The organism is Bacillus sp. YBsi01, from assembly GCF_038406745.1.
GTDB classification, from domain to species: domain Bacteria; phylum Bacillota; class Bacilli; order Bacillales; family Bacillaceae; genus Bacillus; species Bacillus siamensis.
The window spans coordinates 334,904-360,961 of sequence record NZ_CP151679.1 but is presented as its reverse complement, the minus strand read 5'-3'; the positions used below and the strand labels follow the sequence as shown (position 1 = coordinate 360,961).

Genomic DNA, 26,058 nt, shown 5'->3' with positions numbered 1-26,058 from the left:
TCCTAGCACATATTTTCAATTTTTTTCTATTCATAACCTTAACTATTAACATAACACAACAAAAGTCATGAATCCCGAGGTGAAATTTTTCCCAAGAAAGCAGCATGAACGCACAAAAAACCCGAGCCGTATGAGAGGCTCGGGGGGTGATGTTCACTCATTCGTCTGCGGTTCCTGATGGTGCTTTTGGTCTTCAGGAGGCCGCGTATTTCTCTCCATGTCGCTTGTATCAGCACCCATGCCTTTCAGGAAAGAAAACAGCAGCGTGACGGCCTTGTTGATTTCCGGGTCTTTTAAAGCGCGGACGATATCAAAATAACCCGTCTTTTTGCTGCTGTCCTTCTCCTCAACAGCCTTTGTGACGCCCGCGTTGATTTTGACGATAAACGGCTCAAGCTGTTTTACATCAAGCATGCCGAGGACGCCGGTTAACAGCAGGAGATTTTTCAGCATATTGGCCGTTTCCGGCGTATTCGCCTTCTTCACGAGGATATCCATCACTTTGTCGCCCTGGCCGAAAAGTCCGCGCAAAAGCGCCAAAACGCCGCGCTCATTCATGTGCTGAAGAATGTGCAAAGACTCCAAAATCGCGTCTTTATTTTGCAGAAGAGCCGTCTCAATCTCTTCTAAATCCTTTCTTCGTTTGTCTTCTTCCGTGACGGTCTGTTTTCGGATGGTGCGGGTTGCTTTAGCCATTTTGCTGTTTCCCCCTTTTTACCGCGTCTCCCGGAAATACATAATCTTTTCGCGCCCATTTCCGCTCAACCTGGACACCGATCTGCGGCTGCGGGTTTCCGTAACGGAAATTGATTTTCGGAAGCGGATTAATGCCTTCTTTTTTCAAAATCTCCATCTTCGCTGAGGTTTCTTTATAGGCTGGTGTATCCGTATCCTTATCCGCATAGCTGCTTGTTAAAAGGTTAATGGCGGCATCTTTTGAATCGTTCATCGGCAGATAAACCTGTTTGCCTTTTACCCGGTCTGTAATGACGCATTTGACTTTCACATTTCCGTACGGTGATGTCAGGCGGACAAGCGTCCCGTCTTCAAGCCCTCTTTCTTCAGCGAGTTCGGGTGAGACCTCCAGAAACACACTCGGTGTTTTTTCGGAAATTCCTTTTGACCGGTAAGTCAGGTTTCCTTCGTGAAAATGCTCAAGCAGCCGCCCGTTATTCACATGGAGATCATACTCTTCATCAAATTCTTTCGGCTCGGTCCACTGAACGGGATAAAGAACCGCTTTGCCGTCTGAAAACGGGAACTTCTCCGTAAATAAAAGCGGTGAATCGGTTCCATCCGCTGCAACGGGCCATTGCAGTGAATTGTAGCCTTCGAGACGTTCGTAAGTGACGCCTGCGTAGAGCGGTGAAAGCATCGCCGCTTCTTCCATAATGTCTGCCGGATGTTCATAGCGCCAATCAGCGCCCAGCCGGTTGGCGATGTCCGTAATAATCTGCCAGTCAGGCTTTGAATCGCCCAGCGGTTCAAACACTTGGTAAAGGCGCTGCACCCTCCGTTCCGTATTCGTAAATGTGCCTTCTTTTTCAAGGCTCGGGCTTGCTGGGAGCACCACATCGGCGAACTCGGCCGTCCGCGAGAGAAAAATATCCTGCACAACGAAGAAATCAAGCTTTTCAAAGGCGGCATGAACATGGTTGATGTTGGAGTCGACAAGCCCCATTTCTTCTCCTTTTAAGTACATCGACTTCAGTTTTCCTGAGTGGATGCCTTCGATCATTTCATGATTTGTCATTCCGATTTCTTTCGGCAGGTCTGCTCCCCAGCCCTGTTCATACTTTTTGCGGGCTTTTTCATCCGTTACTTTTTCATAACCGGGGAAGCTGTCAGGCATGCTGCCGAAATCACTGGCACCTTGCACGTTATTATGGCCCCGAAGCGGATATGAGCCTGCCCCGGGCTTGCCGTAATTTCCGGTCACAAGCAGCAGGTTGGAAATGGCCGTGCTCGTATCACTTCCTCCGATATGCTGGGTAACCCCCATTGCCCACAGCGCACACACACTGCCGGCTTCATGAATCATCCGCGCTACTTTGATTAAGGTCTCCTTGTCCACACCGGTATGTTTTTCAGCATATTCCATCGTGTAAGGTTCAAGGCTTTTCACGAATTCATCTAATCCGTTCACTCTTTCATTCAGAAATGCAGTATCCGCCAAATCGTGATCAAGCAGATACTTCGATACGGCGTTCAGCCAGACAATATCCGATCCGGCACGCGGCTGGAAAAACACGTCGGAGCGCTCGGCCATTTCATGCTTTCGCAAGTCCGCCACGACGAGCTTCTGTCCGTGCAGCTTATGGGAACGTTTAATACGTGTAGACAGAACGGGGTGAGACTCAGACGTATTTGAGCCGATAATCAGTACGAGCTCAGCTTTTTCTATATCTGTAATCGATCCTGAATCGCCGCCGTAGCCGACCGTTCTGAACAAACCGGCCGTAGCTGGAGACTGACAGTAGCGTGAGCAGTTGTCGACATTATTTGTGCCGATCACGGCTCTGGCAAGCTTCTGCATCACGTATGATTCTTCATTCGTGCATTTGGAAGATGTGATAAAAGCAAGCGCGTCCGGGCCGAAATGTTCTTTTATATCGGTAAATTTATCGGCGATCAGCTGCAGCGCTTCATCCCATTCTGCCTCCCGAAACGAATCCCCTTCCCGTATAAGCGGTTTGGTAAGGCGCTTTTCACTATTGACGAAATCCCAGCCGAATTTCCCTTTTACACACGTCGAAATTCCGTTTGCGGGCGCCTCGGCCTGAGGTTCTACCTTTAAAATGTCTCTTCCTTTCGTCCATATATCAAAACTGCAGCCGACACCGCAGTATGTGCATACGGTTTTCGTCTTTTTGATTCTTTCATCACGCATGGCTGATTCCATATCCGATATGGTCAAAATCGATCCGTAGCCGGTTTCGACGCCTTTTGTGATGTCAATCATCGGCCGAAGCGTCTCTTCATTGATGCCTGTTAAATAGCCCGCTTCGCCTTCCATGCCTTTTTCCATCATGGCATTGCACGGACATACGGTTGAACAATGTCCGCAGGAAACACATGATGATTCATTAATCGGCACATCCTGATCCCAAATGACCCGCGGACGTTTGCGCTCCCAATCGATACTTAACGTCTCGGTTACCTGTACGTCCTGACAGGCTTCGACGCAGCGTCCGCATAAGATGCACTGATCGGGATCATACCGGTAAAACGGATTTGATTCATCTTTAGGATACGGTTTTTGATCGAACGGAATGCTTTGATGATTGATTTTCATTTCCTTTACGGTATTATGTACTTCGCAGCTCCCATTGTTGTAATCACAAACCGTGCAGTATAATTCATGGTTGTGCAGAATGTTGTCCATGCCGATAATCTGCGCTTTTTTCACATCGGACGAAAGCGTATCAATGACGTCTCCGTCCTTTATTTGTGCGGAACACGAACGGACGAGTTCCCCGTTAACACTGACGATACAAGTATCGCACGTTTCAATCGGACCGAGACTCGGATGATAGCACACGTGCGGCACGTCAATTGAACTATTGTTCAAAAGCTGCAAAACGGTTTGTCCGTCTGCGGCTTCCATTTCAACGCCGTTGATTGTAACCTTCTTTGTATCAGCCATTTTCTTTTCCCCTTTCTGTTCCCCTCTATACATCCTTTATGATTCCCAGCCCACCTTTCACTAAAACATCCCGTTTAACTGAGGAAACATACGGGTATGAGCGGTAAAAAGGAGGCATTCACATATGCTGAAGAAAAAAACACTCATCACGGGATTGTCGGCCGTGATGCTCACAGGCGGCGCACTCAGCGCAGAAGCAGTTTCGGATACACAGTCCGTTCATGCCGAAGCCGCTTCAAAAACGGAAAATCAACGTGCACAAGAACTGGTGAACAGCCTTTATCAATCGGCGTTTCAAGGAGAAATGCCGCAACAAGTGAAAGGCCTGAAAATCAACCAAAGCACGAGACAGGATGTTTACGATAAAATCGGCCAGCCGGAACAGAAAGCGGACAGCCGCAATCCATTTGATTTATACAGCTGGAACATGGGAAACCCCGGTTATGGATTTTCCTATCATAAAAACGGCAAAATCTCAGAAATCCGCTATTTCGGGACAGGGGTGGAACGGCGTTTAAACCTCGGCAGCGTCACACCTGACGTTTTAAGCAAACAAATCGGCAGCGCTGACAAAATCCTGACAGTGCCGAAAACGGGCGAAACAGATTACGTCTATCATACGGGACAGTATGAGCTTCGCTTCGTTATCGGCAGTGATCAAAAAGCAGACCATGTCAACCTAAAAGAAAGATAATCCGAAAAAGCGGCCTCCCGGGCCGTTTTTTTCATAGACAGCTTCTCCGTCATTCCTTACAATACATGGGAGTACAAAAAAGGGGAACAGTGTGAAGTGAACAGACATCGATTGACATACGGGGCATTGACCGTTTTTATCATCGCCCTCGGTTTACTATCCAGAACCGCCTGCATTACCAACCTATTGCCCGGCATGATAACCGCTTATTTAGGAGACGCCCTGTGGGCGGCAATGATTTTTACCGGATTCGGTTTTTTATTTCGAAACATCCGGACGGAAACAGCCGCTATCCTGAGCCTCTCGTTTTGCTGTCTGATTGAATGCAGCCAGCTGTATCATGCGCCGTGGATTGACGAGATCAGAAGCAGCACGCTCGGCGGGCTGATCCTCGGCTGGCAATTTGTCTGGAGCGACATTTTCGCCTATACCCTCGGGGTATGCGCGGCCGCACTTTTAGAATGGGCCGTCAAAAGAAAACGCCGGCTCTCTTCATAATCGGAGCACGCCGCCGATATGAAGGGATAAGGAGGTGGAAGCTATGGATATCCCTGCGTTATCAATCGCTATGCACCAGGCATCTCTGGCGCAGAATGTAAATATCGCGTTAACAAAAACGGTCATGCAGAATGCCCAGGCCGCTGCGGAAGAAACTGTGAAAATGCTGCCGGCCCAGCACCCGACTGCCGGACATTCAATTGATGTAAAAGTGTAAAAAAAGATGCCGGATGATAACCGGCGTCTTTTTTTCTGCCCGGAGTACGCACACCATACCGGGCATACAGGAATATGGTAAACGGAATAACTCTTTCAAAGGAGGTTTTCCTCTTGTACGATCCTTTTGATCATGAGTACACAGCCGAGAGCCACGAGCGGGTGCCGTATCATTATCCGCGGCCGCCTTATTATTTCCCCACACCATATCCATACTATCCGCGGCCGCCTTATTATTTCCCCAGACCGTATCCATACTATCCGCGGCCGTATATCCCGTTCTATCCTTGGTATTAATGTTTGAAAAGAAATGACCGCAGAAAGGGGAGCTTCCCCTTTTTGCTATTCAACTTTGACGGACAGGATATACGGGAGGGATTGAACTTTCTCCATCACCGCGGCTTTTCCGCTTTTGCTTTTCACCCTTCCCTTCACTTCAAGCACCGCCTTATTCAATTCATAGGACGTGATGAGAATTCCCTTTGCTTCAAGCGAAGTTAAAATTTCATGCATAACGGCCTTCTCCTCAATCTGGAAACTGACAGACAGAGAATGCGCCGCCGGTTTAAACAGAAAATTTAAAAGTTCAAGCCCGATTAACGCCAATATCGTGCCGCTAATACCGATGACATACATACCCGCCCCGATCGTCAGACCGATCCCGGACGTGGCCCAAATCCCCGCGGCTGTCGTAAGCCCCCGCACGACATGCCGCTGCAAAATAATCGTGCCGGCCCCTAAAAATCCGACACCGCTGACAACCTGCGCCGCCACCCGGCTCGGGTCAAAGGACGTATGGCTGTTGGATAACAAATCAAAAAATCCATATTTGGAAACAATCATCATCAAGGCGCTGCCGACGGCCACTAGAAAATGCGTCCTCAAACCGGCCTCCTTCGCCCTGAATTCTCTCTCCAATCCAATCAGGGCCCCAAGCAGCCCCGCAACCGCCAGACGAATCACAAAATCAAGTTCCATCCGTCTCTCTCCTTTCCTTATCTTCTTACCCGCTTTTTATTACGTGTATCTTTTTCAATCAGCGCATGGTATTTTAATATATTCTTAGGTTCTTCAACTTATTGTCAGTGCCTTTTTATTATGCCAAAAAGCTCCTTTCTCTATTTTGGCTTTGAACCAGCGGCCACTTTCCCTTCCATCTTCCAAAAACTTCTTTCAATCCGTTAAATTATATCGTATTATAAGATATAATCTTAATAAACGACAAGGATTGATGACGATGGCAAACGAAATACTCGAATTAAATGGCCTCTGGACAGATATTTACTATCGGCTCCGTTATCAGCATCATGAAAAAATCACTCACCAAGGTGTGCGAATTCTGCAAGTCATTCAAAAAGAGCAGGCAGTCGGAATAAAAGACATTGCCGAAGCGATTCAAGTATCACATAATACCGCTTCCGAACATATAAAACGTTTACTTAAGAAAAAGTACGTTTATAAAATCAGAAGTGTTGAGGATGAGCGGAAGGTTATTTTAAAACTTACCAATTTGGGGGCGGATGTCCTTTACCGTCATTCCGGCCTCGATGAAGAAAAGCTTAAACAGCTTCTTTTTGACAACATGAATAATGAAGAAAGAACACTTGTCTTAAAAGCATTCAGTTTGATGAAGGAGCGGACTGAAGATGTTTACGATCGTTAAAATTATTGTCTCTGCTGCTATTATTGGGATTATCACTGAAATATCAAGAAGAAGCCCGAGTTATGGAGGTATAATAGCGGCTTTGCCAATTGTCAGTATGCTGAGCATGGTTTGGCTGTACATCCAAGGAGAAACGAAGGAGACATTAAGTCATTTTGCCTTCAGTGTGGCTTCCGGCATCCCTTCCACAGTCATTATGCTGGTCATTATCGGCATCGCCCTTCGCCATTCACTGCCTTTCATTGCCGCATCAGGGCTTGGACTAACAGGATGGCTGCTATTCTTATATGCTCAGGATGTTATCGTAAAACATATCAGCAGTCAGTAATAAGACTTGAATACATGCGAGCGCTTAATTGAACATGTGCGAAAAAAAGAAGAAAGGCCCCTGTCGGAAACTGATTCTGCACAGTCTCATCAGAAAAAGACACCGCCCGAACACAAAAACATCTTGTGTTACGAACGGTGTCCGCATCTGTAAGGCCATACCAACATGAAGAACCGGCTGATCTCTCAAACAGAATGTCCGGCAATCACCTCAAAAAACGAGGTGAAATCTGTCAGTATCCCGTCATCCGCCAGATGTTTTTCTTCAAATAACGCGCGGTTTTTTCCGAACGGGTCAATGGCCACAATCTTGCCCGCACCTGCTTTTTTCGCCGCTGTGAGCCCGGAAAAGGCATCTTCAATGACTAGGCACTCTTCAGGGTTAAGGCCTAATTTTTCCGATGCGATGATAAAAATATCCGGCGCCGGCTTTCCGGGGAAGCTTCCGTCATCAAACGTGACTTTGTCAAAATCAAACCACTTCCCCAAATGAAAGACATCAAAGTAAAACTCGACATTTTCCTTTACCGTAGCCGTGGCGATGGTCATCGGCATTCCGGACTTTTTCAGATGGTTTAAGACGCCGGTCAGCCCCTTCGTCAGCTTTAACTCAGCTTTGTTATCAAGGCATAATTCTCTGTAGTAGGCTTCTTTTTCAAAAGACATATTCTTGATGTCTTCATTTGTTAAATCGTTGGAAATAAAATGCGTCAGGATTTCACTGTTTGTTCTTCCGTGAATGTTAACGAAAATATCTTCATCAGAAATCGCTTTCGGAGCGTATTTTTTCACCATGTAAAACCACGCTTTTTCGTGGAGATGTGAATCTTGAAACATCGTGCCGTTGAAATCAAAAATAACCCCTTTCATCGAACCGCCTCCCCTTTTTATTTTTTTGCGATTTTGACATCCACATATTGCTCATAATGAATCTGAACATCTTTCATCACTTTATCATCCGTAATCAGATAATCCATATCGTGTAAGTTGTAGAACACGTAAAAATCTTCCCGGTTGAATTTTTTATTGTCCGCCAGCAAAAATTTCGTCCGCGAATTGTTCAGCGCGATTTGATGGGCCTCTCCTTCTTCAATGCTGTAAGAAGAAATTTCATCATTATGTATGCCGTTTGCGCTGATGAAGGCTTTCGTAAAATTGAATTTCTGCAGGTTGCCGTTCACAATAGGCCCGACGAATGCTCCGGTGTTTTTTCGGAAGTCGCCGCCAATCAGAATGGTATCCGCAGTGTCGCCATGCTTTAAAATATCAAACACGGGGTAGTTATTGGTGATAATCCGAATTCTCTTATGCAGCAGGTGTTTCGCTAAAAGTTCAATTGTCGTGCCCGGTCCTAAAAAAACGGTATCGCCATCATTTACATATGAAGCCGCGAGTTCCGCGATTTTCCCCTTCTCCTCCATTTGAACATCCAGTTTTTCATTATGCGATAATTCGTGGTCAATGGAATAAGAAATGCTCTGTGCGCCTCCATGAATACGCACGATTTTTCCGGCCTTATCCAGCTCATCCAGATCTCTTCTCACCGTCATATCAGAAACTTCTAATTCATCGATAATATCACTCACCGTAATAAACCCCCGCGAGTTTACGATATCGATGATTTTTAAAAGACGCTCTTTTTTTAACATACTCAATCATCCCCTCAACTTTACACACAATCTAACATACCACGCCAATCTGGTCAACAAAAACAAACAATAACAAACAATATTATCAACATATAAAACATTGAAGAACTTGTTTTACCCTTGTAAACACAGTTATTATTTCCTTATGAAGCTATTGACAACAAAAATGTATGCGTTTACTATTAAACAAAAGATAACATTTACAAACATTAACAAACTTCAATTTACACATTGGCAAAGGAGGATTCAGTAATGCTCAAATTACCTCATGACTTTATTTTCGGCGGGGCGACTGCGGCATACCAAGCGGAAGGCGCCACAAAAGAAGGCGGCAAAGGGCCTGTAGCCTGGGATGAATTTCTTGAAAAACAGGGAAGATTCAGCCCTGATCCGGCAAGTGATTTTTACCGACAGTTTCCGGAAGATATCAAACTATGTGAGAAATTCGGAATAAACGGCATCCGCCTTTCTATAGCATGGACGAGAATTTTCCCTGATGGCACAGGCGAAATCAATCAGGAAGGCGTTGATTACTATCACCGTATTTTCTCAGAGTGCCAAAAACGCAGCGTCACCCCTTTTGTCACGCTGCATCATTTCGATACGCCGAAAGGATTATTTGATCAGGGAGATTTTCTCAACCGCGACGCAATAGATGCGTTCGTCAAGTATGCGGAGTTTTGCTTTAAAGAATTCAGCGAAATCCGATATTGGAGCACGTTTAACGAAATCTATCCTACAGCCACCAACCAGTATTTACTCGGCGTTTTTCCGCCATCTGTTAAAAGTGATATCACAAAAGTCATTCAATGCCTCCATCACATGATGGTGGCGCATGCGATGACCGTCAACCTCTTTAAAGAAGGCGGCTATCCGGGAGAAATCGGTGTCGTCCACTCACTGGAAACAAAATACCCCGCCAGTGACTCGGAAGAAGACCGCCATGCCTGCTTTCTCGATGACGCGTTATCAGTGAGACTCCTCCTGGATGCCACCTACCTCGGCTATTATTCTGAAGAAACCATGCGTGCTCTGGATGAAATCTGTGAGGCGAATGGCGCTTCATACGAGTTTTCAGACAGCGATTTTGACGTGATGAAAAAAGCGTCAACGCGCAATGATTATCTCGGCATCAATCATTACCAATGCCATTTCGTCAAAGCGTACGACGGAGAGACCGTTATTCACCATAACGGAACGGGCGATAAGGGCACTTCGGTCTATAAAGTAAAAGGGATCGGCGAAAGAATTTACAAAGAAGGCCTGAAACGGACCGATTGGGACTGGCTCATTTATCCTGAAGGCATGTATGACATGCTGATGCGCATCAAACGGGACTATCCGCAATATAACAAAATTTACATTACCGAAAACGGCATGGGCTATAAAGATGAGTTTGAAGACGGCATCATTATGGATAAGGCAAGAATCGACTATTTAAAAGTCTATTTAGAAGCCGTCAGCAAAGCGATTAGCGACGGGGTCAACGTAAAGGGATATTTCTTATGGTCCTTAATGGATTTATTTTCATGGACCAACGGCTACAACAAACGTTACGGTCTTTTTTACGTCGACTTCGACACCCAAAAACGGTATCCGAAAGAATCGGCCTACTGGTACAAACTTGTAAGTGAAACAAAAACAATCATTTAACGATCATACATGGTGAAAAGAATCTCTTTTCATCATGTGTGCCATCTTTAGGAGGTTTTTTCATGACAAAGGAAGAATTGCAGATGCTCGGTTTTGAAATTGTCGCCTATGCCGGCGATGCCAGAAGCACTTTATTGAAAGTCTTGAAAGAAGTCCGTGCGGGAAACTTCGAAAACACGGAAGCAGCATTAAAAAGCGCAGATGAAAATCTAACCCTCGCCCACAATGTGCAAACGAAAATGTTAGCTGAAGAAGCTGACGGCAAGGACATGGAATTAGGGTTTATTTTCGTTCACGGCCAGGACCATTTAATGACAACCCTTCTGCTCCGTGATCTTATTCAGGATTTTATAGAACTCTACCGAAGCCGCCGATAAGGAGTGGAAAAATGAACGGTATCATCAAGCAAATCGAAAAGGGAAAACCGTTTTTTGAAAAAATCTCAAGAAACATTTATTTAGGCGCGATCCGCGACGGCTTCTTAACGGCCATGCCTGTTATTTTATTCGCCAGCATTTTCATCCTCACCGCGGCTGTGCCGGAAGTGTTGGGTTTCACTTGGCCTAAAAGTGTTTCTGAATGGCTTTGGAAAGTTTATAACTATTCAATGGGTGCCCTCGGCCTGATTGTTGCGGCAACAACTGCGAAATGCCTGAGTGAATCAATGAACCGGAAAATGCCGAAAAACAAAGGGATCAATCCCGTTTCAGCGATGCTTGCTTCAGTCGTCGGGTTTCTCATTTTAAGCGTCACTCAAATCGACGGCGGATTCTCCACGGAATATCTCGGCACAAAAGGTCTTTTAGCCGCTTTTGTATCCGCTTTCATAACAGTGAACGTATACAGATTCTGCGCTCTGAAAAATATTACGATTAAAATGCCGAAAGAAGTTCCGGGAACCATTTCACAAACATTTAAAGATGTTTTCCCGTTCGCCTTTTCCGTTTTGGCCATGGTGATCATTGATTTATTGATCAGGAATACGCTGAACGTATCGTTCGCGGAGGCTCTCTCCTCTCTCTTATCGCCGTTTTTTACCGCTGCAGACGGTTATCTTGGGATTTCTGTCATTTGGGGAATGATGGCGCTGTTCTGGTTTGTCGGCGTTCACGGGCCTTCTATTGTGGAGCCTGCCATCGCGGCTATTATTTACGCAAATGTGGAGGCGAACCTGCAGCTTCATAATGCCGGTGAGCAGGCGTCCAACGTGCTGACCGTCGGACTCGGAAATTTCGTCGGCACAATGGGAGGAACCGGCGCAACCCTTGTTGTTCCGTTTATCTTTCTTCTTTTCGCGAAATCCAAGCAATTGAAAGCAGTCGGAAAAGCATCCGCAGTTCCGGTGTCTTTCGCAGTAAACGAACCTCTTCTCTTTGCTGCGCCGATCATTTTAAATCCTTATTTTTTCATTCCGTTTGTTGTAACGCCGATGGTGAATGTCTGTCTGTTTAAATTTTTCGTGGATGTCATCGGAATGAACAGTTTTATGTATGTTCTTCCGTGGGCTGCCCCGGCTCCCGTCGGCCTGATTCTGGGGACCGGGATGGGGCTTTCGGCTTTTGTCCTCACAGCTGTGTTAATCATTGTTGATTTCCTGATATACCTGCCATTCTGTAAAGCTTACGACAATGTATTAGCGGCGAAAGAAGCCCAACACACCGAATCTGAAACCGCGCCGCAAACATCCCGGGAGATACAGCCCGCAATGGCCGGCGCCTCAGAAGACGCGGCCTCAGTCATCAGCACAAATCTTCAGGAATCCTCATCCGCCTTGGAACACGGCACCAATGTGTTAGTGCTGTGCGCCGGAGCGGGAACGAGCGCCATGCTTGCGAACGCACTGACAGAGGGCGCCGAGGAATATAACGTGCCGATCACCGCCTCAGCAGGCGCCTACGGATCCCATTACGACATCATGAAAGACTTCGATATGATCATTTTGGCTCCGCAAGTCGGCTCTTATTACGATGACATTAAAGAAGATGCAGACCGCCTGCATGTGAAACTCATCGCAACGAAAGGAGCGGAATATATCGGCCTCACCAGGAATTCACACAAAGCCATTCAGTTCATACTGGAGCATACCTCAAAATAGAATCGGAGGGTTATCATGGATGACAAACGTTTGAAATCAAGATTTAAAGACGTTTTCCAGAGAAGTAACGGGGAACTGTTTTTCGCACCCGGCCGGATCAACCTGATCGGGGAACATACGGATTATATAGGCGGCCACGTTCTTCCCTGCGCGATTACGATCGGAACATATGCCGTCTGCGCAAAACGCGGAGATCACCAAATCCGGTTATTCTCAGAAAACTTTCCGGACAGCGGCATTGTCTGCCTTGATCTCCACGATACAGCATACAAAAAAGAAGACGGCTGGACCAATTATCCAAAGGGAATGATCCGTTACCTTCTCGAAGCCGGCGGCCAAATAGACAGCGGAATGGATATTCTTTTTCACGGTACGATTCCAAACGGCGCCGGATTAAGTTCCTCCGCTTCTATTGAAATGTTAACCGGTGCCATTTTAAGAGAGTTATTCAGTCTGAATGTTTCCGATACTGAACTGGCGCTTATCGGAAAAAGAGTCGAAAATGAATTTATCGGCGTGAATTCAGGCATTATGGATCAATTCGCAGTGCAAAAAGGCAAAAAGAACATGGCCATTCTTTTAAACTGCGATAAGCTTGAGCACGAAATGATTCCGGCTGCTTTTAACGGATATAAAATCGTCATTATGAATACGAACAAGCGCCGGGAACTGGCAGCTTCAAAATATAATGAACGCCGCAGTGAATGTGATGAGGCTCTCTCGGAACTGCGGCAATATCGGAATATCGCATCACTTGCGGAATTAACGGCAGAAGAATTCAACAAACTCGAACACCTTCTCTCCCGTGAAACATTGCGCAAAAGAGCCCGTCACGGAATCAATGAAAACGAGCGGACCCTCTCAGCCGCGGAAGCTCTCAAATTGAATGATTTGAAAACGTTCGGGGAGCTGATGAATGCGTCCCACCGTTCATTACGCGATGATTATGAAGTGACCGGTGCCGAATTAGACGCGCTCGCTGAAGCAGCCTGGAAGGAAGGAGCGCTCGGGGCGCGGATGACGGGCGCGGGGTTCGGCGGCTGCGCCATAGCCATTGTGGAAAGCGGAGAAACCGCCGGCTTTATCCGGGCTGTTTCATCTCACTACCGCAGCAGGACAGGTCTTGAAGCTTCTTTCTACATCGCGGATATAAGCGATGGCGCGGCTGAATGGAGGGATAAATAAATCATGGCGATTCTCGTTCTCGGCGGCGCAGGCTACATCGGTTCTCATGCGGTTGATCAATTAGTAAACAAAGGATTTAAAACGATAGCTGTGGATAATCTCCAGACAGGCCACCGGAAAGCCGTTCATGAAAAAGCCGTTTTTTACCATGGAGATATCCGCGACAAACCGTTTCTTCGCTCTGTTTTTGCGAAGGAGAACATAACAGGCGTTCTCCATTTTGCCGCTCAATCTCTTGTCGGCGAATCAATGAAAGACCCGCTTTCATACTTCAATCATAATGTGTACGGCACACAAATTACACTGGAGGTCATGCAGGAATTCGGGGTGAAACACATTGTATTTTCTTCATCCGCCGCTGTATACGGCGAACCTGAAAAAGTGCCCATCACAGAAGACATGCCGGAAAAGCCGGAAAGCGCATACGGCGAATCAAAACTCATGGCAGAAAAAATGCTGAAGTGGTGCGATGCCGCCTGGGGCATAAAATATGTCTCCCTTCGGTATTTTAACGTGGCCGGCGCGAAAACGGACGGTTCCATCGGAGAAGATCATCATCCGGAAACCCACCTTATCCCTATCCTTTTACAAACGGCGCTCGGTCAGCGGGACGAGGTTTTGATATTCGGCACTGACTATGATACTAAAGACGGCACGTGCATCCGCGATTATGTTCATGTTTCTGATTTAATCGATGCCCATATTCTCGCTCTGGAATATTTGCAGAACGGCGGAGACAGCGGTATTTTCAATTTAGGCTCAAGCAGCGGATTTTCCGTATTAGAAATGGTCAATGCAGCCCGGCAAGCAACCGGGCGAGGCATAAAAGCAAGAGCGGCCGAAAGAAGACCCGGTGATCCGGGCACGCTCATCGCATCAAGCGATAAAGCGCGGAACATTCTCGGCTGGAATCCGAAACAAACGGACATAACGGAAATCGTTGCATCAGCATGGAATTGGCATCTGCGTCATCCAAACGGATACAAAGACAAATGAAATGGAGGCGGCGGTCATTGAAGTTTTTGAATCAGTGGCAGGGTTTCTGAAAGAGAGCACTGTCTTAGGCGACATAAATGAAACAGATGTAATTTATACAAGAAACAGGCTTCTTGATCTGCTCAGACTGACGGATTATGCAGAACCGAAGCATATCAAGAAACAAAACAGGCTTCACTATTTGGACGAAATGGTGAAAGACGCGGTAAAACGGTCAATCATCAACGACACGCCGGCTGAAAAAGACATGCTGGAAAGCAGGATCATGGATGTAATCACGCCGGCCCCTTCTCTGATCAATGCCACATTCAGCGAATTGTTATCAGATTGCCCGAAAAAAGCAACAGATTATTTTTACCGTCTGAGCCAAAACAACGACTATATGAAGACGCGGGCCATCCGAAAAAATATCGTGTACCGCTCACCAACACCTTTTGGCGAGTTGGAGATCACAATTAATTTATCAAAGCCGGAAAAAGACCTTAAAGACATCGCCCTGGTTAAAAACAGCCCGGAAAACCGTTATCCGAACTGTCTGCTCTGTATGGAAAATGAGGGATATGCCGGAACTTTACATCACCCTGCCCGTTCAAACCACCGCATCATCCGGCTTGACTTAGCGGGAGAACAGTGGGGTTTTCAATACTCACCTTATGCGTATTACAGCGAGCACGCCATCTTTCTTTCAAGCGTGCACAAGCCGATGAACATCAGCCGCGGCAGCTTCAGAAGGCTTCTGGCCATTACGGAAATCTTCCCGCATTATTTCGCGGGATCAAACGCAGACTTGCCGATCGTAGGAGGTTCCATTCTTTCACACGATCATTATCAAGGCGGCGCGCATGAGTTTCCGATGGCAAAAGCGGACTCCCTTTATCCTTTTCGTATGCGTCATTTTCCAGACGTTCAGGCTTTTGTCGTGAAGTGGCCGGTATCAGTGATCCGCTTGCGGGCAAAAGATCCGGATTTGCTGACTGAGGCGGCTGCATATGTTTTTGAAGAGTGGCGGGAATATACAGACGAAACTGTCGGCGTCATCGCAAAGACGAATGAATTCCATAATACCGTCACTCCAATTGCCAGACGCAGGGGAACGGATTTCGAAATCGATCTCGCCCTCAGAAACAACCGCACCTCCGAAGAATATCCGGATGGCATTTTTCACCCGCATCAAGACGTTCATCACATCAAAAAAGAAAACATCGGTCTGATTGAAGTGATGGGGCTTGCCGTTTTGCCTCCCCGCCTGAAAGATGAGCTGGCAGAAGTAAAAAAGTATTTGCTGAATGAACCTCATGACATCAAAGACATTCATCTTCCGTGGGCCGAAAACATCAAAGCGGATAAAGACGTGACACTTGAAAATGCAGCCGCTGTTTTACAAAAAGAAACCGCGAATGTATTTTTACGCGCGCTGACCGATGCAGGCGTTTTTAAAATGACAGCAGAAGGCATTCAGGCGTTTCAGCGTTTTACAAAGGTGCTAGAGAATGGCAGCTGAAACATTCAGAGTGAACTCAACCAACAATCTTTTTATCAGGAGGTATTGTGATGTTCAAAAACCAGGTGAAGCGTGTATTTGTAAATATCATCTGTCTTTCCCTCATTTTCACCGCTTTTACATTCATTGAGAAGTCTCCTAAAGCAAAAGCGGACACCCCCTTTGCCTATGGCGCTGATATAGGTTGGCTGAAACAAATGGAGGATGAAGGTGTGCGCTGGCTGGATGACGGCGGGAAACAGAAAGATGCCTTGCAGATTCTTAAAGATCACGGAATAAATGCCGTGAGACTGAGAGTGTTTGTGAATCCGCCAAGCAGCTATTATTGGCTGAAAGACGGCACAACATGGACCATGCTCGGCTATAGTGACAAAGCGGGCGTACTTGCGGCGGCCAAAAGGGCAAAAGCGTTAGGAATGAAGGTCATGGTTGATTTCCATTACAGTGATGTATTCGCCGATCCCGGCCATCAAATCAAGCCGAACCAATGGACCGGCTATTCAAACAGCCAGCTGCAAGGAGCGGTGTATAACCATACGTACGACGTCATGAAAGAACTTAAAAATCACGGCATCTCCCCTGATTGGGTGCAAGTAGGAAATGAAATGAATTCAGGAATTTTACTGCCCGACGGCAACACGAACGATTTCAGCAAATTGACCGCCTTATTGAACAAAGGCTATGACGCCGTGAAATCCGTCAGCCCGGCCACCAAGGTAATCAGCCATTTGGCACACGGCACGGACAACAGCCTATTCAGATGGTGGTTTGATCAATTCTTTAAAAATGGCGGCAAAACCGACATCATCGGTGTTTCGTTCTACCCCTATTGGGAGGGTAAGCCTTATTGGGAGCTCACCGGCCAATTATCCTCTAATTTAAATGACATCGCCTCCCGCTACAACAAGGAAGTCATGGTGGTTGAACTGGGCGGAGATGAAAATAATCCGAAAGATTCCTACTGGACCATAAAAGACACCATAAAACTGGTGAAAGCGGTTCCGAACGGTAAAGGTACCGGCGTATTTTACTGGGAGCCCGAGGCTCACTCCAGCGTTCTGTCAGACGCGTATCCATTAGGCGCAACCGCAAAAGTGTCTAAAAACGTCCTGAAATACACAACCGCAATCGACGCTTTTTATGACGCCGCAACAGGAAAATGATTGATGTGATTCTCAAGCAGGCTCATTGCGCAGCCTGCTTTTTTATAAGGCTGTAGAGTTGGCCTGTTATGAAAAGAAAAAGAGCAAGTAACGAATACGGAAAGAAAAATACCCGAAAAACCACGTTTCGGTTAACTCTCAGTTCCTAAAACAGCTTTACGATTGTTGAAAAAGAAACAAAAATTTTATACTATTGTGTAAGCACCACCGAGCAGGAGGACGGGCCATGGACAAAAAAGAACAGCTCCTCACGAATTTCAGGGACTTTTTTAACAAGATGGTGTGGCTGAATAGGCTGAAGATGGAAGAAAGCCTTAAAGGGCATAAACCTTCTGAAGTGCATTGCATCGAAAAAATCGAAAAAATTGAAGACGCCAATGTGACTAAACTTGCGGAGTCCCTTTATATGACAAGAGGCGCCATCAGTAAATTAACGAAGAAGCTTATCAATAAAGGCCTTATCGAAAGCTATCAGAAGCCGCTTAACAAGAAAGAAATCTATTTCAGGCTTACCGAGCAAGGAAAAGTCATTTATAAAATTCACGAGGAATTGCACAAAGAGTTTCAAGAACGGGACAAAATCGTGTTTGAACAAGTAACTGATGAACAATTTGACACGATGCTGAACTTCGTGGAAGCATACAGCAGACATTTGGATTCAGAAATAAAGAAACTTGGTGCAGACATGAAATCGGAATAAATATGAATATAGCACCGGCAGCCCTGCTCCATGAAAACGGGCTGCCTTTTTATACCCCTCTTATTGTTGACAAAGAAACAAAAACACTCTATTATTTTGTTGACAAGGAAACAAAGACAGCAATTTTGAGAGGAGAATAATATGTCAACACATAAAAGAAAGGAACTTCGGCTGCCAAAAGAAGTTCTCACTGCCGCCTGGGCTATTGCACTGGGAGCAATCGCTCCAATGCTTGACTCTACGATGGTAAACATCGCCATCGGCAAACTGACTGAAGACTTCCACACGACATTGGATACCATTCAGTGGTCCGTTACAGGCTATATGTTAGCACTTGCGATTGCAGTACCCGTATCCGGCTGGCTTATGAACAAATATAACGGCAAGAAAATCTTCATCGGCTCAGTCATCGCCTTTGGTGTCATTTCTGTTTTTGCGGGAATGAGCCGTGACGTTTCCAGCTTCATCTTCTTCCGTTTGCTTCAAGGATTCAGCGCCGGCATTATCACTCCGCTTATGTCAACACTCTTGGTTAAAACGGCAGGTCAGGAAAACCTGGGAAAAGTGATGGCAATCGTCAGCACCCCTATGATCTTCGGCCCGATCTTAGGACCTGTCATCGGAGGCTTCATCGTCCAAGGTGCTTCATGGCATTGGATTTTTTACATCAACGTGTTCATCGTTTTGATTGCTGCACCGCTTATGATGAAAACCATTCCGGACTTTGAACCATTCAACAAAGTTCGGAAACTCGATATTTTCGGGATTATCAATTTGTCATTAATGAGCGCGGCATTGATGTACGGTATTACGAAAGCGGCGGCTCATGCATCATTTAACAATAGCGACACGATCTTATGGGTGGTCATCGGTCTTGTTTCAGCAGCGATTTACCTCGTATATAATCGAATCAAAAAAAATCAAACCGTGCTGCCGATGAATTTGTTTGCTCACAAGAGCTTCTTAGCATCAGCGATCGGGTTGTTCTTAGCGAATGTTGCCATCATGGGGCCGATGTTAATACTTCCGCTGTTTTTTCAAAACTTCCGGCATTTCACGGCAGTCGAAGCAGCACTCGCTTTAATCCCTCAAGGAGTTGGAATGCTCGTGATTCGTCCGCTGACCGGAAAAATGATTGATAAGATTGGTGCGAAATACGTGGTTATGGTCAGTCTTGTTCTGTCGCTGATCGGATCTGTCCCGCTTATTTTTATCACCGATAACACAAGTATGATTTGGATTTCCGTCATATTGTTTATCCGCGGCACCAGTTTTGGAGGAATTATGCTCCCATTGATGAGTGACGCTTATACAGGTCTTGACAGTAAACAGCTTCCGGAAGCAGGTGTCGGTATTCATATGATTGAAAACCTCGGTTCCAGCTTTGGGTCAGCTGTGATCGCAACCGTTACCGCAACTGTCATACAAGGATTGCAGCCGACGATTTCGAACAGTTTAAAAGGCTACCATGCCGGATTTTTAGCATCCGTCATCATCCTTGCGGCCATCTTCATTCCAAGTCTGTTCCTTACCCATAAAAAGACTGCAGTATAAAGAACTTTTCAAAGTAAAAAACCCTTGCGCAGCAAGGGTTTTAGTGAATAAAACTGATAATTGTTGCTGACAGAGTCGGCCAACAACAGACAAAGCCTTTTACTCATTCACATTGCTTTTCATTAACCATTCTACTTCCGTTAATTTTTGTTTTTGAACGTCTTTTGTGTGCTTTTTCGTGAAATGGATTTTAACAGCTTCTTCGTTTTCCCAAATCTCCCAAAGCATGATTTTGCGTTCTGATGGTTCAAGCGGATGAGCATGGAACTGAATACAGCCTTCTTCTTTGTTCGTTTCTTCCTCAAGTTTTTTGAATTCCTTCATTATTTCATTAAGGTCTCTGTCGCTGATGATTTTTAAGCATGCCGTTATGTAATGCATCGCAATTCCCCCTCTTCCCATCATTTTATGGCTCTTCATTATCACATTTATCGAAAAAAATACCGCAATGAACGGCAATGTTTATTTAAGGCCATCAAGGGCGGCTTTTGCAGCCTCCGAGATAAGAGCATTATGATAATCGGCATCTTCCGTAAACCGGTTTGACAGGATTGCCAAAACAATTGGAGCTCTGTCAGGCGGCCAAACGATCGCAATGTCGTTTCGTGTGCCGTAGCTTCCGGCTCCGGATTTATCGCCGACTTCCCATCCTGCAGGAGCGCCTGCCCGAATCAGTTCGTCGCCGGTAGCGTTGCCCCGCATCCAATCTGTTAAAATCGTGCGCTTGTCAGCCGTGAGAGTATTACCCAAAGCGAAAGTCTTAAGGTCAGTTGCCAGTGCTTTTGCGGTGCTTGTGTCACGACGATCCCCGGGAATCGCCGAGTTTAAATCCGTCTCGAATCGATCAGCTTTCGTTACATGATCCCCGATCTGTTTCAATGACTTTTCGAAACCTTTAGGGCCGCCAAGCTGCTGGAGTAATAGGTTCCCGGCGGTATTATCGCTGTAACGGACAGCGGCTTCGGAGATTTCTTTCAGGCGCATGCCTGTATCCAGGTGTTTTTCTGTGATTGGAGAATATGTAACAAGATCATCTTTGGTGTAGCGGATGATGTCATTAAGTTTTTCATTTGAGCTTGTCTTCAGAACTGCAGCTGCGGCCAGCACTTTATAGGTTGATGCGTAAGCAAACCGTTCATTCGGCCGATAGGCGATTGTCTTGTTTGACCCCGTATCAATCGCATAAACCCCGAGCCTGGCATCAAATTTCTTCTCAAGCTGAACAAATTTTTTGTTCGTTGTACAGCTTGTCATTTTTGTGTCTTCTATGGCTTTCGCTTCAGCATGCGCTGAGCCGAATAAAGGGCTGAAACCGGTAAAGCTTAAACATAAAAGCCCAATGCATATTCCAACTTGTATTCTCGCTTTATTTTTCACATCCAGACCTCCTCATTATAATAATTTTGTATACTCCTTCTAATAAACATCACAAACAGGAAAACAGTCAATATTTTTCCTGTGAAATGTTTTCCGTGACAGTTAGGGAATCAGCTGAAATTTTAATTTAAGACACCCCTGAATCTCTTCAATGGATAGTGTTACTTCCGGCAGATATTTCGAGAAGAACCCATGTGATACAGAGTTTGATTTCTTGCCGGAGCCGCCCCACCGCTGTTTCCTAATACGTTTTTACTGCCGGGTTGCCCGCCTATTTTTGTGTGCACCCTTTTTCCTTTCCGAACCATGCCGCTGTTTTTACGATTTAATGATGTTCACTGTCACCCCTTACTTTTCGGCAAGGCCCTTGTATTTCATGCCTTTGACGTAATCCTTATCCTCCTGTATGTGCTTTTCAGCCATCTACATCCACCGCCCCCTTCTGATTCATGTTTGTTTTGGAAAAGATATTCCCTCTAAACCGACGCCGCACTCAGACCGTTAACCGCCGATTGTCTATCCTGAGACTAACCAGAAGCAGTTTACAGAGAATATAAAAAAACACCTTTCGGAATGAGGTGCTTTAAAATTATAAATCTTATTCTAGGATTTATGCCTGTTATATTTATTTATATTTATTCATAGACATACTCACGTATATTTCATTTGCTTCATCAACTGTTATACCAAACTTTTCGCTTGCCAATTCAGCAACCATTGAATCATGGATCTCTGGGGTGTAATTTTCCCCGTTATTTGTAATTCTATTAAATTCGTTTTCCATGTAATTATATATGGTTTGATCATTAGCTGATTGTGCCTCTTCTTCTGATGAATTTTCTTTTCTTTTCTCTTTTTCATCCTCTAAATCAAAAATTACTTCATCATTTTTTTCTAACTGGTACAAAGAATCCACATGTTTAAAATCAATTGTATAATCATCGTTTTTATACTTTGCATGTACTTCGTCTACTGAACAAGTATACCTATCCCCACAGCTGATTACCTTAGAAAAACCTTTATCCTCAATTAACTCATAAACTTTGTAAAGAATTTTATATTTTTCCTTGTTAGAGAGTTGCGTGAATTTCTTATTCATGGACAGGTTGATTTGAAAATCATAATACTTCTTTATAGGATTAGTGTAATCTAAAGTTGGCGCTTCACTAAGATATTGTGATACCGTTTTATTTTTAGACAGCTCTTTTAAAAACTTTTCAGCCTCTTTTGTATCCACGCCGCAACCAGATAGAACAAAAATCAATATAGGAATGATTATAAATATTTTTTTCAACTCTTCTTCCCCCTCTCACTTTATTATCGGTTAAGGAGTAGGAGAAAGGAACCATTCGCAAAATTTGTCGAACGAAAGCACCCTTCATAAATAGGTGGTAACCGTAAGACGAAAAAACACCCTTTTGCAGGGTGCAATCAACGTTTCTTTTTATAGCCTTCAATATCTTTTCTCAAGAATAGGCGATCTCTGTTCGTAGTTTTAATCGGAACCAATGTTTTATAATCTACCAGCTGCTTGAGGTTCTGCCGGCTGCATCCGATTATCTCAATGGCTTCAAATGTCGTTATGACTTCTTTACCCATAAAATCTCTCAGCTCGTCTATACTTTCAAAAATAAACTTAGCCATTTCGGAGGTTTCTCCATTTTAGGGTTATATTAATTAAAGTCAATACCAACCAGATCATTGCCAAAATCATAGTAATAATATCGGGAGTGCTGAGATGACCATAATTAAAATTAGTGAACAATATCACAAACAGAATAAAGAATAAGATCATTGAACCATCGATTAATTTTTTCATATTTGCTCATTTCCCTCTATATTTTTAAAAATCCAAAATATCCTCTTTCAGAAAAAGCCTGTCCCGAGGCATTTCTTTCATCGGCTCTAATTCTCCGTTTTTAACTAACTGGTTTAGGTATTGGCGAGTAAATCCCAATATTTCAATTGCTTCGCTTGTATTAACGATTTCCTCATTTAAGAACCGTTTGATTGCATCACGTTCTTTAAGATTGTACGTTAACATCATCCTCTTTGAATTCCCTAAATTGTAACGTTAAAAAATATCATTATACCTATAACAATAGTATTCTTTAAAGATTTTTTGAAAACCTTTCTTATGTTTCAATAAATAAACAACCTGTTCATACTAAACAGAATAGGCTGTGATCTGCTTTATTTTTCATTTTTCTTGTTTCTCTTAAAGCTCGTTTGTATTCAATGATTACATCCTGTATTCTGATTCCTCCCCTTATTCTCGTTTAAGTTCGTATTCATCATTTGTTGCCTGAAACGATCTGAGCGCTCCTGCGTGTTTTTATTGGACTTTTTCTTTTCCTGCTTAATCTCATCCCTCCGTTTAAATAAAAAACAGATACCAAACAAACAGCGCTAATGCTGTAAGTTCAGTGTCCGCAGGCTTTCCGTCTTGGACTATATTATTTTTTCTCTTCTATAAACATCGTTGTATCACAAAGTTCCTCAAATTTTATTATTTTTGTCTCTGTAGATAACTTTCTATTTGCGTTATTCCCCAATAATATAAATTCCTTATTAATGGGGTGCAGAATATACCAACGAATTCTTTTTTTATCACCCAAATCAGTAGGAACTTCATTTTGAACATCTTGTGTTACTTCTTCTTGTTGCCGATCTTCATTAACACTAATTATATAAATATTCATTTCCTTGCTCCATTCGATGAACCTTGAAATTGGTTTCATTAAGAATGGGATAGGCAAAGATATAAAGAATGGAAATATTAATAATAATATGAATTTATTCAGTCCTTTTTCTTGCAAAGCACTCCCAACTATAAACCCATCAAATGATATATAAAAAACACCTAAACATAATATGAAAAGAACAGACAGAACAATTTTCATGGGTTTTGACTTTAAAATATTCCACTTTGGATTTTCTTTTTTGCTATCTTTCACAGCTAATATTAGGAAAAATATTAATTCTCCAACAACAATTGCTATGCTTCCAACCGTTGAAGATAATTTTTGATTTATCGCCCATTTTTGCACATTTAATGAAATTGTAAAAGAAAGAAAAACGCACATCCAAAGCATTGTTTGCCAAAAATGTTGCCAACTCATTAATAAAAATAACTTTTCTTTAGAAAAAAGCTTTTTTTCAAATGCATTTGCCGATAAAAGAGTGATTGGTCTAAAAGTTACCCCAAATAAGTAAATCAATATCCCTCCTGCAGCTACGGATCCAGGTATCCCTATACTTTTAAGCAAACTAAATACGTCCATAATTCTCCACCTTTTTTCGTAATTGTTCTTTTATGAAATCGACAAATTATGGATTTTCTTTAGTTCTTTTAGGGAAATCACTATTTATATCGTGTTTATTTACCTTCCCGCTTGCTTTTTGTATTCTGCGATTTCCTTAGGGGTGGCCATCCGGATTCCGTCTGTGTCTGTCCTGTTTGCCGCTTGAACACCTTCCATGTTTTTCACCTCGCCGACTACTCCCAAATGCTTTAAATACACATGATCACCAATCTTGAAACGATTCTGTTTGGCCCGCTCCTCGATCACGCCCCTGTATTCAGCCGCGGCTTTCTTTTTTAAATCAGCCAGACACTTTTCACAAAGTGTTACTGTTACAGAATTGCCGTTAAAATCAGTAAACGAAACCGCTCTGACAGATTTCTTTTCCGGGTGCATCGTGCATGTTTTCTTCATAGGCGATGGCCGTGTAAATTTAATCATTCCGCTTCCTCCTCAAAACATGTCTTTTCGTCCCTCTGACATAACAGCGGATGAATGGGAAGTTCCATTCACCCGCATCCGAACTGTCACGACACATAGAGATTGCCTTTCCTTCGCCGTCTGACGGATATTCATACATCCTGCTTAGCTGTATTTATATTCCCGATGCTCGCCGGATTTCCCTGTTATGATGAAGTTTCTAAAGCTGTTGACCAGTTGCCGCATGTTGGCTCCATGCGAAAAGCCGTTTAGGCAGCCATATCCCAATTCATACGGGTAAATTTCAGTCCTCTAATATGTGTGTATGCTTTTTAAAGGAGGTGCATCACATGATGTTCTAACAACCAATTCAACTTAAATAAAGTGATTTAGTCGACAAAAAGAACGGTGAATTTAAAAGCAATTGATCTTTATGAATATGGATTGTTAGTCAACGCATTTTCTAAATTAATAAGAAGCCCCCCTCAGTTAATGGTGGGGGGGCTTGATAACGTGGCCGATATTTCTTTATTGAACTCAAATGTCTGCATCTCAATAGCAGGAGGATTATATGCCAGAACGTAAGCTTGAAAAAAGAGAAAACTGCAAGGTAAAAACTGAAATAAACGACGAGATGCAAAAATTGATTGATGAGGTGATGATTTTGCTGCCATGTTAATGTACAAATATTCAATTAAAAAGGAAAAGAATTAAACAAGGGGGTTAGATGTTTCAAATTAAGGTCCTTCAGAGCGATGGAAAAGAAACATAAAGAACTTGCTTAATGCGAATTTTTCATCCTTTAATGCTCTGCTTTATTTTTCACTTTTGTTATTAAGATAAGAGAACCACAATAAACTTATGAACCCAGCAGCTCCTATAATTTGAGATATAATGTAAGTCCAATCAAGTAAATCCATAAACTTTCTCCTCTAAGAAATAATTTCAATACATCACATTTTATGTTTTTTCCTGATTAATAAATACTTTATTCTTCCTCAAATTTATTTATTCTACTTAACATTTTCCTATCATTTTCCGAAGCTCTTTTCTGCGATTTTTTCTCATATGATGTTCCTTTATTAATCACAACAAAATCTGAATTATTTTGCACATAAACTCGGGAGTCAGATGATTCATAGTAACCCGTAACGTTTTCTAAAACCGTCTTGGAATTGTCTTTATTATATAGATCATAGTTGACCGGCGGTCTGCTGATTGCAAATTTCCCAAAAACAGCAACATCATCCTTACCGGGAGTATGGCTCGCTCCTTTAATAAATATGACGCTAAATATTAAAATCAAAAAAATTGCAATTAAAGTTCCTGCAAACATAATTTTTTCATTTATTTTCCAGTTCAACATAAACAAGCCGCTCCATTCAACATACTTAAATCGTCGCTGCTGATAAAGGT

27 protein-coding genes and 3 pseudogenes are annotated in these 26,058 nt (G+C 43.8%); 14 read left to right on the top strand and 16 right to left on the bottom strand.

Translation table 11 applies throughout. The features are described from left to right. Positions 1-153 precede the first annotated feature (153 nt). Both AADZ70_RS02100 and fdhF read right to left on the bottom strand, forming a co-directional pair. Entirely contained in the window at positions 154-696 is a 543-nt protein-coding gene (locus AADZ70_RS02100; protein WP_016936482.1) for a DUF1641 domain-containing protein, read from the bottom strand. Beyond that, positions 689-3,646, bottom strand: a complete 2,958-nt coding sequence (gene fdhF, locus AADZ70_RS02095) for a formate dehydrogenase subunit alpha (RefSeq protein WP_342007646.1) — start codon at positions 3,644-3,646, stop codon at positions 689-691. The genes AADZ70_RS02100 and fdhF overlap by 8 nt, the downstream gene beginning before the upstream one ends. 124 nt (positions 3,647-3,770) lie before the next feature. On the opposite strand from fdhF, the gene AADZ70_RS02090 reads away from it, so the two are divergent. From AADZ70_RS02090 to AADZ70_RS02080, 3 genes are all read left to right on the top strand, one after another. Further along, positions 3,771-4,340, top strand: coding sequence for a YjgB family protein (locus AADZ70_RS02090; protein ID WP_342007645.1), 570 nt, complete (start codon positions 3,771-3,773; stop codon positions 4,338-4,340). 96 nt (positions 4,341-4,436) lie between these two features. Beyond that, positions 4,437-4,838 carry a DUF2809 domain-containing protein gene (locus tag AADZ70_RS02085; protein WP_327813965.1) on the top strand — a complete coding sequence of 134 codons (402 nt, stop codon included), beginning with the start codon at positions 4,437-4,439 and terminating at the stop codon, positions 4,836-4,838. A 43-nt stretch (positions 4,839-4,881) separates the two neighbouring features. Next, positions 4,882-5,055 carry a YjfB family protein gene (locus AADZ70_RS02080; RefSeq protein WP_076983035.1) on the top strand — a complete coding sequence of 58 codons (174 nt, stop codon included), beginning with the start codon at positions 4,882-4,884 and terminating at the stop codon, positions 5,053-5,055. Between the two features lie 341 nt (positions 5,056-5,396). On the opposite strand, the gene AADZ70_RS02075 is transcribed toward AADZ70_RS02080, so the two are convergent. Continuing rightward, positions 5,397-6,032: an MgtC/SapB family protein gene (locus AADZ70_RS02075; RefSeq protein ID WP_016936487.1), complete on the bottom strand. Its 636-nt coding sequence runs from the start codon at positions 6,030-6,032 to the stop codon at positions 5,397-5,399. A 259-nt stretch (positions 6,033-6,291) separates the two neighbouring features. Between AADZ70_RS02075 and AADZ70_RS02070 the strand changes: the two genes are divergently transcribed. Together AADZ70_RS02070 and AADZ70_RS02065 are read left to right on the top strand one after the other, a co-directional pair. Then, positions 6,292-6,717 (top strand): MarR family transcriptional regulator, encoded by a 426-nt coding sequence (locus AADZ70_RS02070; protein WP_342007644.1) that lies wholly within the window; start codon positions 6,292-6,294, stop codon positions 6,715-6,717. Continuing rightward, positions 6,701-7,045, top strand: coding sequence for a DUF3147 family protein (locus tag AADZ70_RS02065; protein ID WP_045925379.1), 345 nt, complete (start codon positions 6,701-6,703; stop codon positions 7,043-7,045). Before AADZ70_RS02070 ends, AADZ70_RS02065 begins: the two co-directional genes overlap by 17 nt. A gap of 185 nt (positions 7,046-7,230) precedes the next feature. Here AADZ70_RS02065 and AADZ70_RS02060 read toward each other — a convergent pair whose 3' ends face one another. Together AADZ70_RS02060 and AADZ70_RS02055 are read right to left on the bottom strand one after the other, a co-directional pair. Next, positions 7,231-7,914, bottom strand: a complete 684-nt coding sequence (locus AADZ70_RS02060; protein WP_342007643.1) for an HAD family phosphatase — start codon at positions 7,912-7,914, stop codon at positions 7,231-7,233. 17 nt (positions 7,915-7,931) lie between these two features. Next, entirely contained in the window at positions 7,932-8,693 is a 762-nt protein-coding gene (locus AADZ70_RS02055; RefSeq protein ID WP_045925377.1) for a DeoR/GlpR family DNA-binding transcription regulator, read from the bottom strand. Between the two features lie 252 nt (positions 8,694-8,945). Here AADZ70_RS02055 and lacG point away from each other — a divergent pair, with 252 nt between their 5' ends. The 9 genes from lacG (at position 8,946) to AADZ70_RS02010 (ending at position 19,540) form a co-directional block, all read left to right on the top strand. Further along, the gene (lacG, locus tag AADZ70_RS02050) at positions 8,946-10,346 is read left to right on the top strand and encodes a 6-phospho-beta-galactosidase (RefSeq protein WP_342007642.1); all 1,401 of its coding nucleotides are present in this window, start codon (positions 8,946-8,948) and stop codon (positions 10,344-10,346) included. Positions 10,347-10,408: 62 nt separating this feature from the next. Beyond that, a complete protein-coding gene (locus tag AADZ70_RS02045) occupies positions 10,409-10,723 on the top strand; it encodes a PTS lactose/cellobiose transporter subunit IIA (protein WP_016936492.1) in 315 nt (104 codons plus the stop codon). Between the two features lie 11 nt (positions 10,724-10,734). Continuing rightward, complete coding sequence (locus tag AADZ70_RS02040) at positions 10,735-12,441, top strand: PTS lactose transporter subunit IIBC (RefSeq protein WP_342007641.1); 1,707 nt, start codon at positions 10,735-10,737, stop codon at positions 12,439-12,441. Positions 12,442-12,456: 15 nt separating this feature from the next. Further along, positions 12,457-13,626 carry a galactokinase gene (locus AADZ70_RS02035; RefSeq protein WP_342007640.1) on the top strand — a complete coding sequence of 390 codons (1,170 nt, stop codon included), beginning with the start codon at positions 12,457-12,459 and terminating at the stop codon, positions 13,624-13,626. Positions 13,627-13,629: 3 nt separating this feature from the next. Then, complete coding sequence (gene galE, locus AADZ70_RS02030) at positions 13,630-14,622, top strand: UDP-glucose 4-epimerase GalE (protein ID WP_016936495.1); 993 nt, start codon at positions 13,630-13,632, stop codon at positions 14,620-14,622. A gap of 1 nt (position 14,623) precedes the next feature. Then, on the top strand, positions 14,624-16,123 hold the full coding sequence (gene galT, locus AADZ70_RS02025) for a UDP-glucose--hexose-1-phosphate uridylyltransferase (protein ID WP_342008037.1): 1,500 nt from the start codon (positions 14,624-14,626) through the stop codon (positions 16,121-16,123). A 50-nt stretch (positions 16,124-16,173) separates the two neighbouring features. Further along, a complete protein-coding gene (locus AADZ70_RS02020; protein ID WP_342007639.1) occupies positions 16,174-17,286 on the top strand; it encodes a glycosyl hydrolase 53 family protein in 1,113 nt (370 codons plus the stop codon). Between the two features lie 226 nt (positions 17,287-17,512). After that, entirely contained in the window at positions 17,513-17,986 is a 474-nt protein-coding gene (locus AADZ70_RS02015; RefSeq protein ID WP_342007638.1) for a MarR family transcriptional regulator, read from the top strand. A gap of 141 nt (positions 17,987-18,127) precedes the next feature. Beyond that, a complete protein-coding gene (locus AADZ70_RS02010; RefSeq protein ID WP_342007637.1) occupies positions 18,128-19,540 on the top strand; it encodes an MDR family MFS transporter in 1,413 nt (470 codons plus the stop codon). 99 nt (positions 19,541-19,639) lie between these two features. Here AADZ70_RS02010 and AADZ70_RS02005 read toward each other — a convergent pair whose 3' ends face one another. From AADZ70_RS02005 to AADZ70_RS01955, 11 genes and pseudogenes are all read right to left on the bottom strand, one after another. Continuing rightward, the gene (locus tag AADZ70_RS02005) at positions 19,640-19,960 is read right to left on the bottom strand and encodes a putative quinol monooxygenase (protein WP_327813949.1); all 321 of its coding nucleotides are present in this window, start codon (positions 19,958-19,960) and stop codon (positions 19,640-19,642) included. Positions 19,961-20,002: 42 nt separating this feature from the next. After that, positions 20,003-20,923 carry a class A beta-lactamase gene (gene bla, locus AADZ70_RS02000; RefSeq protein ID WP_156524386.1) on the bottom strand — a complete coding sequence of 307 codons (921 nt, stop codon included), beginning with the start codon at positions 20,921-20,923 and terminating at the stop codon, positions 20,003-20,005. A gap of 132 nt (positions 20,924-21,055) precedes the next feature. Beyond that, positions 21,056-21,340, bottom strand: a pseudogene (locus tag AADZ70_RS01995) (hypothetical protein); the annotation flags it as partial. A 202-nt stretch (positions 21,341-21,542) separates the two neighbouring features. Further along, positions 21,543-22,211: a hypothetical protein gene (locus tag AADZ70_RS01990; protein ID WP_342007636.1), complete on the bottom strand. Its 669-nt coding sequence runs from the start codon at positions 22,209-22,211 to the stop codon at positions 21,543-21,545. A gap of 137 nt (positions 22,212-22,348) precedes the next feature. Then, complete coding sequence (locus AADZ70_RS01985) at positions 22,349-22,561, bottom strand: DNA-binding protein (RefSeq protein ID WP_342007635.1); 213 nt, start codon at positions 22,559-22,561, stop codon at positions 22,349-22,351. A 199-nt stretch (positions 22,562-22,760) separates the two neighbouring features. After that, positions 22,761-22,961 (bottom strand): helix-turn-helix domain-containing protein, encoded by a 201-nt coding sequence (locus AADZ70_RS01980; protein ID WP_342007634.1) that lies wholly within the window; start codon positions 22,959-22,961, stop codon positions 22,761-22,763. Between the two features lie 236 nt (positions 22,962-23,197). After that, a pseudogene (locus tag AADZ70_RS01975) lies at positions 23,198-23,281 on the bottom strand (hypothetical protein); the annotation flags it as partial. 92 nt (positions 23,282-23,373) lie between these two features. After that, complete coding sequence (locus AADZ70_RS01970; protein WP_064777855.1) at positions 23,374-24,201, bottom strand: hypothetical protein; 828 nt, start codon at positions 24,199-24,201, stop codon at positions 23,374-23,376. A gap of 99 nt (positions 24,202-24,300) precedes the next feature. Next, positions 24,301-24,663: a hypothetical protein gene (locus tag AADZ70_RS01965; RefSeq protein ID WP_342007633.1), complete on the bottom strand. Its 363-nt coding sequence runs from the start codon at positions 24,661-24,663 to the stop codon at positions 24,301-24,303. 147 nt (positions 24,664-24,810) lie between these two features. Continuing rightward, positions 24,811-24,948: pseudogene (locus tag AADZ70_RS01960) on the bottom strand (hypothetical protein); the annotation flags it as partial. 682 nt (positions 24,949-25,630) lie between these two features. Continuing rightward, positions 25,631-26,008: a hypothetical protein gene (locus AADZ70_RS01955; RefSeq protein ID WP_342007632.1), complete on the bottom strand. Its 378-nt coding sequence runs from the start codon at positions 26,006-26,008 to the stop codon at positions 25,631-25,633. Positions 26,009-26,058 lie beyond the last annotated feature (50 nt).

Excerpts from the sequence above, each read along its gene's own strand:
- AADZ70_RS02065 (WP_045925379.1), top strand. The coding sequence starts at position 6,701 with ATGTTTACGATCGTTAAAATTATTGTCTCTGCTGCTATTATTGGGATT.
- AADZ70_RS02075 (WP_016936487.1), bottom strand. The coding sequence starts at position 6,032 with ATGGAACTTGATTTTGTGATTCGTCTGGCGGTTGCGGGGCTGCTTGGG.
- AADZ70_RS02020 (WP_342007639.1), top strand. The coding sequence starts at position 16,174 with ATGTTCAAAAACCAGGTGAAGCGTGTATTTGTAAATATCATCTGTCTT.
- galE (WP_016936495.1), top strand. The coding sequence starts at position 13,630 with ATGGCGATTCTCGTTCTCGGCGGCGCAGGCTACATCGGTTCTCATGCG.
- AADZ70_RS02055 (WP_045925377.1), bottom strand. The coding sequence starts at position 8,693 with ATGTTAAAAAAAGAGCGTCTTTTAAAAATCATCGATATCGTAAACTCG.
- AADZ70_RS02040 (WP_342007641.1), top strand. The coding sequence starts at position 10,735 with ATGAACGGTATCATCAAGCAAATCGAAAAGGGAAAACCGTTTTTTGAA.
- AADZ70_RS02015 (WP_342007638.1), top strand. The coding sequence starts at position 17,513 with ATGGACAAAAAAGAACAGCTCCTCACGAATTTCAGGGACTTTTTTAAC.
- AADZ70_RS02060 (WP_342007643.1), bottom strand. The coding sequence starts at position 7,914 with ATGAAAGGGGTTATTTTTGATTTCAACGGCACGATGTTTCAAGATTCA.
- galT (WP_342008037.1), top strand. The coding sequence starts at position 14,624 with ATGGAGGCGGCGGTCATTGAAGTTTTTGAATCAGTGGCAGGGTTTCTG.
- AADZ70_RS02090 (WP_342007645.1), top strand. The coding sequence starts at position 3,771 with ATGCTGAAGAAAAAAACACTCATCACGGGATTGTCGGCCGTGATGCTC.
- AADZ70_RS02100 (WP_016936482.1), bottom strand. The coding sequence starts at position 696 with ATGGCTAAAGCAACCCGCACCATCCGAAAACAGACCGTCACGGAAGAA.
- fdhF (WP_342007646.1), bottom strand. The coding sequence starts at position 3,646 with ATGGCTGATACAAAGAAGGTTACAATCAACGGCGTTGAAATGGAAGCC.
- AADZ70_RS01965 (WP_342007633.1), bottom strand. The coding sequence starts at position 24,663 with ATGATTAAATTTACACGGCCATCGCCTATGAAGAAAACATGCACGATG.
- AADZ70_RS01955 (WP_342007632.1), bottom strand. The coding sequence starts at position 26,008 with ATGTTGAACTGGAAAATAAATGAAAAAATTATGTTTGCAGGAACTTTA.
- AADZ70_RS01980 (WP_342007634.1), bottom strand. The coding sequence starts at position 22,961 with ATGTTAACGTACAATCTTAAAGAACGTGATGCAATCAAACGGTTCTTA.
- lacG (WP_342007642.1), top strand. The coding sequence starts at position 8,946 with ATGCTCAAATTACCTCATGACTTTATTTTCGGCGGGGCGACTGCGGCA.
- AADZ70_RS02080 (WP_076983035.1), top strand. The coding sequence starts at position 4,882 with ATGGATATCCCTGCGTTATCAATCGCTATGCACCAGGCATCTCTGGCG.
- AADZ70_RS01970 (WP_064777855.1), bottom strand. The coding sequence starts at position 24,201 with ATGGACGTATTTAGTTTGCTTAAAAGTATAGGGATACCTGGATCCGTA.
- AADZ70_RS02070 (WP_342007644.1), top strand. The coding sequence starts at position 6,292 with ATGGCAAACGAAATACTCGAATTAAATGGCCTCTGGACAGATATTTAC.
- AADZ70_RS02035 (WP_342007640.1), top strand. The coding sequence starts at position 12,457 with ATGGATGACAAACGTTTGAAATCAAGATTTAAAGACGTTTTCCAGAGA.
- AADZ70_RS02045 (WP_016936492.1), top strand. The coding sequence starts at position 10,409 with ATGACAAAGGAAGAATTGCAGATGCTCGGTTTTGAAATTGTCGCCTAT.
- AADZ70_RS02010 (WP_342007637.1), top strand. The coding sequence starts at position 18,128 with ATGTCAACACATAAAAGAAAGGAACTTCGGCTGCCAAAAGAAGTTCTC.
- AADZ70_RS02005 (WP_327813949.1), bottom strand. The coding sequence starts at position 19,960 with ATGAAGAGCCATAAAATGATGGGAAGAGGGGGAATTGCGATGCATTAC.
- AADZ70_RS01985 (WP_342007635.1), bottom strand. The coding sequence starts at position 22,561 with ATGGCTAAGTTTATTTTTGAAAGTATAGACGAGCTGAGAGATTTTATG.